Raw genomic sequence first — 9071 nt, forward strand, 5'->3', positions numbered from 1 at the left:
CCTGTTCAGAGGGCAGCAGTAGGGCTGTGTGCATGGCGGAAGCGCCCCCAGATCGGCGGCAGGTCATCCGGCAAGGGTCGGTACATACCCAGATCCGACCAATCGCAGGGTGCATGGAAGTCACTACCGGCACTGACCAGCATGCCGAATTCTCGCGCCAGCACAGCCAGGCTTCCCACCTGGTCCGCAGGCTGCAGGCCGTTCACCACTTCCAGTGCGTGACCGCCAGCCTGAATGAAATCTGCTACCAACCGGCGCCGCTTGGCCCCGGTGAAGTTGTACTGCCAGGGGTGCGCCAGGCTGATCCAGGCGCCCGCGGCGCGCAGGGTGCCGACGGCTTCGGCCAAGGTCGGCCAATGCTGCTTCACATCCCCCAGCTTTCCAGCACCCAGCCATTTGCGGAAGGCATCGGCGCGATCGCTGACATAACCCGCGCGAACGAGGAACTCGGCGAAATGCGGGCGCGCCGGCGCGTTGCCGCTGTCCCCCAATTCCTGCTGCACTGCCCGCGCGCCCTCCAGCGCGCCCGGCATGCCCTTGGCGGCCAGGCGCCGATCGATCTCTTCGGCACGCGACCAGCGTCCGCGATGCAGGTCGGCGATGGCCTCGACCAGGGCCGGCGCGTCGGTGGCGAAGGCATAACCTAGTACATGGATGGTGGCGCCACCCCAGGTGCAGGACAGCTCGATGCCGTTGATCAGTTGCATGCCCAGCGTTTCAGCCGCTGCACGGGCCTCGTCGAGGCCCTCCAGGGTGTCGTGGTCGGTCAGCGCGAGCACGCGCACGCCGCGCTCATGGGCGCGGGCAACCAGGACTGCGGGGGCCAGGGCACCGTCTGAGGCCGTACTGTGGCAATGCAGGTCGATCTGCATGGGGTCTGCTTTCGCTAGGGGAATGGTTTGTTATTATGCCGCCACATCCCGCTTCTGGCTGCCGCCGTGAAACAATTCATCGACTTCATCCCGCTTATCCTTTTCTTCATCGTCTACAAATTGGAACCACGCGCCGTCGAGCTGGCCGGGCATACCTATATGCTAGGCGGTATTTTCAGCGCCACAGCGGTTCTGATCATCAGCTCGGTGATCGTCTACGGCACCATCTTCCTGCTCCAGCGCCGCCTTGAAAAAGGCCAGTGGCTGACCCTCGTGGCCTGCCTGGTGTTCGGTGGCATGACCCTGGCCTTCCACAGCGAGACCTTCCTCAAATGGAAAGCGCCGGTGGTGAACTGGCTCTTTGCCCTGGCCTTCGCCGGCAGCCACTTCATCGGCGACAAGCCCCTGATCCAGCGCATGATGGGCCATGCCCTGAGCCTGCCGCAGGCCATCTGGGTACGCCTGAACCTGGCCTGGATCGTGTTCTTCCTGGTCTGCGGCTGCGCCAACCTCTTCGTGGCCTTCACCTTCCACGAATTCTGGGTGGACTTCAAAGTCTTCGGCAGCCTCGGCATGACCGTGCTCTTCCTGGTCGGCCAGGGCGTCTACCTGGCTCGCCATATCCACGACGGCGAAACCGAAAAGCCCCAACAGTAAGGATTGCCATGCTCTACGCCATCATCGCCACCGACGTTGCCGGTTCCCTGGAAAACCGCCTCGCAGCCCGCCCCGCGCACCTCGCGCGCCTGGAGCAACTGAAAGCCGAAGGCCGTATCGTGCTGGCTGGCCCGCACCCTGCGGTGGACAGCAATGATCCGGGCAGCGCCGGCTTCACCGGCAGTCTGATCGTCGCCGAGTTCGAATCCCTGGAAGCCGCCAAGGCCTGGGCCGACGCCGACCCCTACCGCGCCGCTGGTGTCTACGCCGACGTAGTGGTCAAACCGTTCAAGCAGGTCCTCCCCTAAGGCACTACTCTCCAGCCGTCCCACGCCAGGAACAAGGAGTTCCCATGCACGTCGGTCGATTGCCCCTGCTGTTTACCGCCGCGCTGCTCTGCAGCCTGGCCCAGGCTGAAGAACCCCAACCCACTGCGCCGGAGTCGGAAATCGCTCCGGCGCTTGCGAATGCCTCCGTCGCGCCGGCGCCTGTGAACGACGCCCTGGTCGCCCAGCTCGACCAGCTCAAGCGCCAGCTCGAAGACAGCGAACGCCAGCGCAACGAGCTGAACACCCAGCTGGAAGCCGCCAGCGGCGAGCGGGAGAGCGCCCGGCTCGCTCGCCTTCGCCAGGAAAACCAGCGCCTCAAGTTGCAGCTCAAGGAAGCCCAGGCGTCCCAGGCCCCGCGCCTGTTGAGCGAACAGCAGACCTGGTTCGCGGTGGGCGGTGGCGTCGCCCTGCTCTCCCTGTTTACCGGCCTGATCGCCCGTGGTGGGCGCCGTCAGCGCCGTCAATGGATCAACTGACCCGCACCATGAGTGAACTGCTGCTTATCGACGACGACCAGGAACTCTGCGAACTCCTGATCAGCTGGCTCAGCCAGGAAGGCTTCCACGTTCGCGCCTGCCATGACGGCCAGTCGGCACGCGCCGCCCTGGCCGAGCACGCTCCGTCCGCAGTGGTGCTCGACGTGATGCTGCCCGACGGCAGCGGCCTGGAGCTGCTCAAGCAACTGCGCAGCGACCATCCCGAGCTGCCGGTGCTCATGCTTTCCGCCCGCGGTGAACCCCTGGACCGTATTCTCGGCCTGGAACTGGGTGCCGACGACTACCTGGCCAAGCCCTGCGATCCCCGTGAGCTCACCGCCCGGCTGCGCGCCGTGCTGCGCCGCAGCCAGCCGCCGCAGCCTTCCAGCCAGCTGGAGTTGGGCGACCTCTGCTACAGCCCGGTGCGGGGCATCGTCACAGTCGGCAGCCACGAAATCAGCCTGACCCTGTCCGAAGGCCGCCTGCTTGAAGCCCTGCTTCGCCAGCCCGGAGAACCGCTGGACAAGCAGCAGCTGGCGCAACTGGCGCTCGGTCGCAAGCTGACCCTTTACGATCGCAGCCTGGACATGCACGTCAGCAACCTGCGCAAGAAGCTCGGCCCTCACGCCGACGGCCGCCCACGCATCCTGGCGCTGCGCAGCCGCGGCTATTACTACAGCGCGTAGTCGGCCGGACTTTACCTAGCCTTTACCCACCTCTGACCGCCCTTGACCTTGCCATCCCTAGACTGGGCACATCCGGCAACCGGCCGGAATCGAGACTAGGAGAACCACCATGCGCAAGACCCTCACCGCCCTGCTGCTCGCCGCTACCCTGCCGACCATGGCCATGGCCATGCCGGAAGGCGGCCCGCGCCACGAGCGCGGTTTCGGTGGCCACATGTTCAAGGAGCTGAACCTGACCGAGGAACAGCGCCACGACATCGGCAAACTGATGCGCGACCAGATGAAGACTCGTCACGACATCACCGAGCGTTACCTGGACAAGCTGCCTGCCGCCGAGAAGAAAGCCATGCAGGACGAACTCAAGGCCGCCGAAACCAAGAACCGCGACGCCATCCGCGCCAAGCTGAAACCCGAGCAGCAGAAGACCTTCGACGACATCCAGAAGAAGATGGAAGAGCGCCGCGCCGAGCGCGCCGAGTTCGAAGCCTGGAAAGCCGAGAAGGACAAGAAGGCCCAGTAATGGCCGGGCGGCCGTGGCCGCCGGCATCGACCCCGACACCCACCAGGTCATCCCCTCCCGGCCTGGTGGGTTTTGCCGTTCAGGAGCTACCCCGTGCGTTCACTTTTCTGGCGAATCCTGGCCACCCTGTGGCTGGCCCTGGCCCTGGTGGCCGGCCTGTCCATCCTGCTGGGGCGCGCCCTGAACCAGGATGCCTGGATCCTCAGCCACCACCCGACCCTCCAGGGCCTGGCCGAACGCCTGGTGCAACGCTTCGAGGAGCAGGGGCCGAGAGACACCCAGCGCTATCTGGAGCACTTCCGCCACCGCGCACGGATCGACGTGCAGATTCTCAACGACACTGGCCAACCCGTGGTCGAAGGTACCTTCCCGCCTCGCGCCGCGGCTTTCGAAGCGCGCCACCATAATCCGCGCCGCCTGCCCTGGCGACGCTTGACAGAGGAATACACCAGCCCCGCCAGCGGTGAGTCCTACCTGCTCATCTACCGCATCCCCTACCCCGAACTGGACGCCTGGCATCGCGGCAGCCTGCTCTGGCCCATCAGCGCACTGGGTATCGCCCTGGTGGTGCTGACCCTGTTCAGCCTGGCCCTGACCCTGTCCATCACCCGCCCGCTGGACCGCCTGCGCCGGGCCGTACACGACCTCGGCCAGACCGCCTACCAGCAGGACAGCCTTGCCCGCCTGGCGCGACGCCGCGACGAGCTGGGCGTCCTGGCCGGCGATTTCAACCGCATGGGCCAACGCCTGCAGGGACTGATCGGTAGCCAACGCCAGCTGCTGCGCGACGTGTCCCACGAACTGCGCTCGCCCCTGGCACGCCTGCGCATCGCCCTGGCCCTGGCGGAGCGGGCCGAACCGCAGCAGCGGGAAGCCCTCTGGCCGCGCCTGCGTCAGGAATGCGACCGCCTGGAAGCGCTGATAGCCGAAATCCTCGCCCTGGCCCGGCTGGACGCGGAACCGGGCGCACGCCAGACCATCGCCGTGCGGCCGCTGTTGGCAAAACTGAAGGAAGACGCCCGGCTGCTGGCGCCGGAACAGGAAGTGCGCATCGACTGCAGCGGCGAGCCGCAGCTTGAAGGCTGGCCCGACATGCTGGAACGGGCGCTGGACAACCTGCTGCGCAACGCCATGCGCTTCAACCCGCAGGGGCTGCCGGTGGAGTTGACGGTGACGGAGCAGGACGCCGGCCTGACGATTAGGGTCCGCGACCACGGCCCGGGGGTTCTAGCAGAACACCTGGCACAGCTGGGGGAACCCTTCTTCCGCGCGCCCAACCAATCCGGTGCCGGACACGGGCTGGGGCTGGCGATCGCCCGCCGGGCGGTAGAACGCCTCGGAGGCAACCTGCAGTTGGACAATCATCCCGAGGGCGGCTTCATCGCCACCCTGGAATTGCCCGCTGCACTGAAGGCCTGATCAGCCCCAGGTCTGGACGAATTCCGCCGGAGCCAGCTCCGGCGCGGCACGACGCTCGCCCTCGACGCTGCCCAGGTAGAGGAACCCGACCACCCGCTCGTTCTCCGCAAGTCCGAGGCCTGCAGCGACGGTGCGGTCGTAAGCCAGGTCGCCGGTGCGCCAGATGGCGCCCAGGCCCTGGGCATGGGCGGCCAACAGGATGCTGTGGGCGGCACAGCCGGCCGAGAGCAGTTGCTCCATCTCCGGCACCTTGTGGCCGGCCTGCAATTTAGCGATCACCACCACCATCAACGGCGCCCGCATCGGCATGTTGCGGGCCTTGGTCGTGGCAGCTTCCGGGGCTTGCGGGTCCTTGGCCAGCACGGCGGAAACGAACAGCTCGCCGAGCTTCTCGCGCGCCGCGCCCTCGATGCTGAGGAAACGCCATGGGCGCAGGTAGCCGTGGTCCGGCGCGCGCAGGGCCGCACGGAACAGCACTTCGCGCTGGGCGGCGTCCGGCGCCGGCGCCTGCAGGCGGGCCAGGGATACGCGGTTGAGCAGAGCGTCGAGAGCCTCCATCGGCCACCTCCAGAAATCAGGGAGCCGGCATTCTAGCCGATAACGCGATTCAGTCTTGCGTCTGCTGCGATCAGGCCTCCCGCCTCGGCGCCTAAGCCGGCTGCAACGAAGACTGACCAGCACCCGGAAGCGGGTCCATCCAGCGACGAAAACCCGCCAAGCCTTTGCCTGCGGGCGTTTCCGGGCCTCCGAAGGGTCGGTAGAATGACTCGCCCTTCACCCCGACCAGAGGGTCCCATGTCCCTACCGACCCTGCGCATCATCGGCTTCATCATCGGCATCTTCCTCATCACCCTGGCCGCGAGCATGGTCATTCCCATGCTCACCCTGCTGGCTTTCGAGCGCACCGATGACATCTCCGCCTTCCTCTGGTCGAGCCTGATCACCTTCGCCACCGGCCTGGCCCTGATCGCTCCCGGTCGCGCCGAGCACACCCACCTGCGCCCAAGGGACATGTATATGCTGACCACGGCCAGCTGGGTGGTGGTCTGCGGCTTCGCCGCCCTGCCCATGGTGCTGATCCAGCACATCAGCTACACGGACTCCTTCTTCGAGACCATGTCCGGCATCACCACCACCGGTTCCACCGTGCTCACCGGCCTGGATCACGCCTCGCCCGGCCTGCTGATCTGGCGCTCGATGCTGCACTGGCTGGGCGGTATCGGCTTCATCGGCATGGCGGTGGCCATCCTGCCTCTGCTGCGGGTTGGCGGCATGCGCCTGTTCCAGACCGAATCCTCCGACTGGGGCGAGAAGGTCATGCCGCGCTCGCACATGGTCGCCAAGTTCATCGTGCTGGTGTACGCCGGGCTGACCGTGCTCGGCACCCTGGCATTCTGGCTGGCGGGCATGACCCCCTTCGAATCGGTGAACCACTCCATGTCGCTGATCTCCACCGGCGGATTCTCCACTTCGGACGCGTCCCTGGCGAACTGGAAACAACCTGCGGTGCACTGGGTGGCGGTGGCGGCGATGATCTTCGGCAGCCTGCCCTTCACCCTCCTGGTGGCCACCTTCCGCGGCAATCGAACGGCCCTGCTGCGCGACCACCAGGTGCACGGTTTTCTCGGTTTCCTGGTGGTCACCTGGCTGCTCGTAGGCACCTGGCTCTGGGCCAACTCCGACAACCCATGGCTGGACGCCGTGCGCATCGTCGCGGTCAACATCACCTCGGTGGTCACAACCACCGGTGTGGCCCTCGGCGACTACACCCTCTGGGGCAGCTTCTCGGTAATGCTGTTCTTCTACCTGACCTTCATCGGCGGCTGCTCCGGCTCCACCGCCGGCGGCCTGAAGATCTTCCGCTTCCAGGTGGCCTGGCAGTTGCTCAACGCCAACCTGAAACAGCTGGTGCACCCGCGCGCGGTGATCAAGCAGCAGTACAACGGGCACAACCTGGACGATGACATCGTCCGCTCGCTGATCACCTTCTCTTTCTTCTTCACCACCACCATCGCGGTGATCGCATTCGGCCTCTGCCTGATCGGCCTGGACTGGGTCACCGCCCTTACCGGCGCCGCCACCGCCGTGTGTAATGTGGGGCCGGGCCTGGGCCCGATCATCGGGCCGGTGGGCAACTTCTCCACCTTGCCGGATTCGGCGAAGTGGCTGCTGACCATCGGCATGCTCCTGGGCCGTCTGGAAATCCTCACGGTCCTGGTACTGTTCACGCCGGCCTTCTGGAAGCACTGAGCAGGTTTACAGCGAGCGGGGCGCGGTTAGAATTGCGCCTTTCGCCCATCATCCAGAAAAAGAACCCATGGCCCTGCCGACTCTCCGCATCATCGGCTTTCTCATCGGCATTTTCCTGATCACCCTCGCGGTCAGCATGGCCATCCCCGTGCTGACCCTGGTGTTCTACGACCGCACCGGCGACATCAATTCGTTCGTCTGGTCCAGCCTGATCACCTTTGTCGCGGGCCTGGCGCTGATCATCCCCGGACGTCCGGAACACGTGCATCTACGTCCGCGCGACATGTACCTGCTGACGGTGTCGAGCTGGATCATCGTGGGTATCTTCGCGGCCCTGCCCTTCCTGTTCACCCAGCACATCAGCTACACGGACGCCTACTTCGAGAGCATGTCCGGCATCACCGCCACCGGCGCCACCGTGCTGAGCGGCCTGGACACCATGTCGCCGGGCATCCTCATCTGGCGCTCGCTGCTGCACTGGCTGGGGGGCATCGGCTTCATCGGCATGGCCGTGGCGATCCTGCCGCTGCTGCGCATCGGTGGTATGCGCCTGTTCCAGACCGAATCCTCCGACCGCTCGGAAAAGGTCATGCCGCGCTCGCACATGGTGGCCAAGTACATCGTCGCCATCTATGTGGGGTTCACCGTGCTTGGCAGCCTGGCCTTCTGGGGGGCGGGCATGGGGCTGTTCGATGCGGTCAACCACGCCATGTCAGCCATCTCCACAGGCGGTTTCTCCACCTCAGACCAGTCGCTGGCCAAGTGGGACCTGCCGGCGGTGCACTGGGTGGCCGTGGTGGTGATGATCCTCGGTAGCCTGCCGTTCATGCTCTATGTGTCGGTGCTGCGTGGCCATCGCATGGCACTGTTCAAGGATGAGCAGGTACAAGGTTTCCTCGCGCTGCTGGTGGTCATCTGGCTGGTGCTCGGCACCTGGTACTGGATGACGACCAAACTGCACTGGCTGGACGCGCTTCGCCACGTGGCGGTCAACACCACCTCGGTGCTTACCACCACCGGTTTCGCCCTGGGCGATTACAGCCTCTGGGGCAACTTCTCGCTGATGCTGTTCTTCTACCTGGGCTTCGTCGGCGGCTGCTCCGGCTCCACCGCCGGCGGCATCAAGATCTTCCGTTTCCAGGTGGCCTACATCCTGCTCAAGGCCAACCTCCAGCAACTGGTGCACCCACGGGCGGTGATCAAGCAGGTCTACAACGGCCATCGCCTGGACGACGATATCGTCCGCTCGATCCTGACCTTCTCGTTCTTCTTCACCATCATCATCTGCGCCATCGCACTGGGCCTGTCGCTGCTGGGCCTGGACTGGATCACCGCCCTGACTGGCGCGGCCGCCACCGTCTCGGGCGTCGGCCCGGGCCTGGGCGAGATCATTGGCCCGGCCGGCAACTTCTCCAGCCTGCCAGATGCCGCCAAATGGCTGCTGACCCTGGGCATGCTGCTGGGCCGCCTGGAGATCCTCACCGTGCTGGTGCTGATGACGCCCTATTTCTGGCGGCATTGAGGCCCGTAGGCCCGCAAGGCCCGCTGCGCGGGACGCTCAACGGCGGGAGCAAATCCGCCCCGCGCACAATGCGGCTTCTTTAGTTCGATCTGGACCGTAGGGTGCGCTGTGCGCACCAATTCCGGGATCGGTTTCGACACCCCGTCAAACCGCCGGTGCGCACGGTGTTCAGCCGGTATACATGGGTAACGCTTGTCGGGAGACATGGGTAACGGGTGGATAGTCATGGCTTGGGTTGCCTGAGATCAATCTGGCGCACGGTCTTGTGGATGAACACCACGTCGAAGACGCCGTCGGTCGCGGTCGGACGGATGGCAACCCGCTCTCCCGCCAGGCCGCC

Annotated in this window: 10 protein-coding genes; 8 read left to right on the forward strand and 2 right to left on the reverse strand. The window is 65.6% G+C overall.

Annotated features, from left to right (window positions below):
• Positions 1 to 5: 5 nt before the first annotated feature.
• Positions 6 to 872 carry a PHP domain-containing protein gene (locus E8E91_RS10110; RefSeq protein WP_280375633.1) on the reverse strand — a complete coding sequence of 289 codons (867 nt, stop codon included), beginning with the start codon at positions 870 to 872 and terminating at the stop codon, positions 6 to 8.
• 66 nt (positions 873 to 938) lie between these two features.
• Here E8E91_RS10110 and E8E91_RS10115 point away from each other — a divergent pair, with 66 nt between their 5' ends.
• The 6 genes from E8E91_RS10115 (at position 939) to E8E91_RS10140 (ending at position 4959) form a co-directional block, all read left to right on the forward strand.
• Positions 939 to 1529, forward strand: a complete 591-nt coding sequence (locus tag E8E91_RS10115) for a septation protein A (protein ID WP_280375634.1) — start codon at positions 939 to 941, stop codon at positions 1527 to 1529.
• A gap of 8 nt (positions 1530 to 1537) precedes the next feature.
• The gene (locus tag E8E91_RS10120; protein ID WP_190830040.1) at positions 1538 to 1837 is read left to right on the forward strand and encodes a YciI family protein; all 300 of its coding nucleotides are present in this window, start codon (positions 1538 to 1540) and stop codon (positions 1835 to 1837) included.
• Between the two features lie 44 nt (positions 1838 to 1881).
• Positions 1882 to 2334, forward strand: coding sequence for a hypothetical protein (locus E8E91_RS10125; protein ID WP_280375635.1), 453 nt, complete (start codon positions 1882 to 1884; stop codon positions 2332 to 2334).
• Between the two features lie 8 nt (positions 2335 to 2342).
• Complete coding sequence (locus tag E8E91_RS10130; protein ID WP_280375636.1) at positions 2343 to 3020, forward strand: response regulator transcription factor; 678 nt, start codon at positions 2343 to 2345, stop codon at positions 3018 to 3020.
• A gap of 109 nt (positions 3021 to 3129) precedes the next feature.
• A complete protein-coding gene (locus E8E91_RS10135) occupies positions 3130 to 3540 on the forward strand; it encodes a Spy/CpxP family protein refolding chaperone (RefSeq protein WP_280375637.1) in 411 nt (136 codons plus the stop codon).
• Between the two features lie 93 nt (positions 3541 to 3633).
• Positions 3634 to 4959, forward strand: a complete 1326-nt coding sequence (locus tag E8E91_RS10140) for a HAMP domain-containing sensor histidine kinase (RefSeq protein ID WP_280375638.1) — start codon at positions 3634 to 3636, stop codon at positions 4957 to 4959.
• Here the strand turns inward: E8E91_RS10140 and E8E91_RS10145 are convergent, their stop codons facing one another.
• Positions 4960 to 5517, reverse strand: a complete 558-nt coding sequence (locus tag E8E91_RS10145; protein ID WP_280375639.1) for a nitroreductase family protein — start codon at positions 5515 to 5517, stop codon at positions 4960 to 4962.
• 237 nt (positions 5518 to 5754) lie between these two features.
• Between E8E91_RS10145 and E8E91_RS10150 the strand changes: the two genes are divergently transcribed.
• Both E8E91_RS10150 and E8E91_RS10155 read left to right on the forward strand, forming a co-directional pair.
• Entirely contained in the window at positions 5755 to 7209 is a 1455-nt protein-coding gene (locus E8E91_RS10150) for a TrkH family potassium uptake protein (RefSeq protein WP_280375640.1), read from the forward strand.
• A gap of 67 nt (positions 7210 to 7276) precedes the next feature.
• Positions 7277 to 8731 carry a TrkH family potassium uptake protein gene (locus tag E8E91_RS10155; RefSeq protein ID WP_280375641.1) on the forward strand — a complete coding sequence of 485 codons (1455 nt, stop codon included), beginning with the start codon at positions 7277 to 7279 and terminating at the stop codon, positions 8729 to 8731.
• Positions 8732 to 9071: the final 340 nt, after the last annotated feature.

The organism is Pseudomonas sp. BN515, from assembly GCF_029873155.1.
Classification (GTDB): domain Bacteria; phylum Pseudomonadota; class Gammaproteobacteria; order Pseudomonadales; family Pseudomonadaceae; genus Metapseudomonas.

Bases quoted from the DNA above. Each gene is read 5' to 3' on its own strand.
- E8E91_RS10135 (WP_280375637.1), top strand. From the start codon at position 3,130: ATGCGCAAGACCCTCACCGCCCTGCTGCTCGCCGCTACCCTGCCGACC.
- E8E91_RS10150 (WP_280375640.1), top strand. From the start codon at position 5,755: ATGTCCCTACCGACCCTGCGCATCATCGGCTTCATCATCGGCATCTTC.
- E8E91_RS10120 (WP_190830040.1), top strand. From the start codon at position 1,538: ATGCTCTACGCCATCATCGCCACCGACGTTGCCGGTTCCCTGGAAAAC.
- E8E91_RS10125 (WP_280375635.1), top strand. From the start codon at position 1,882: ATGCACGTCGGTCGATTGCCCCTGCTGTTTACCGCCGCGCTGCTCTGC.
- E8E91_RS10110 (WP_280375633.1), bottom strand. From the start codon at position 872: ATGCAGATCGACCTGCATTGCCACAGTACGGCCTCAGACGGTGCCCTG.
- E8E91_RS10155 (WP_280375641.1), top strand. From the start codon at position 7,277: ATGGCCCTGCCGACTCTCCGCATCATCGGCTTTCTCATCGGCATTTTC.
- E8E91_RS10145 (WP_280375639.1), bottom strand. From the start codon at position 5,517: ATGGAGGCTCTCGACGCTCTGCTCAACCGCGTATCCCTGGCCCGCCTG.
- E8E91_RS10130 (WP_280375636.1), top strand. From the start codon at position 2,343: ATGAGTGAACTGCTGCTTATCGACGACGACCAGGAACTCTGCGAACTC.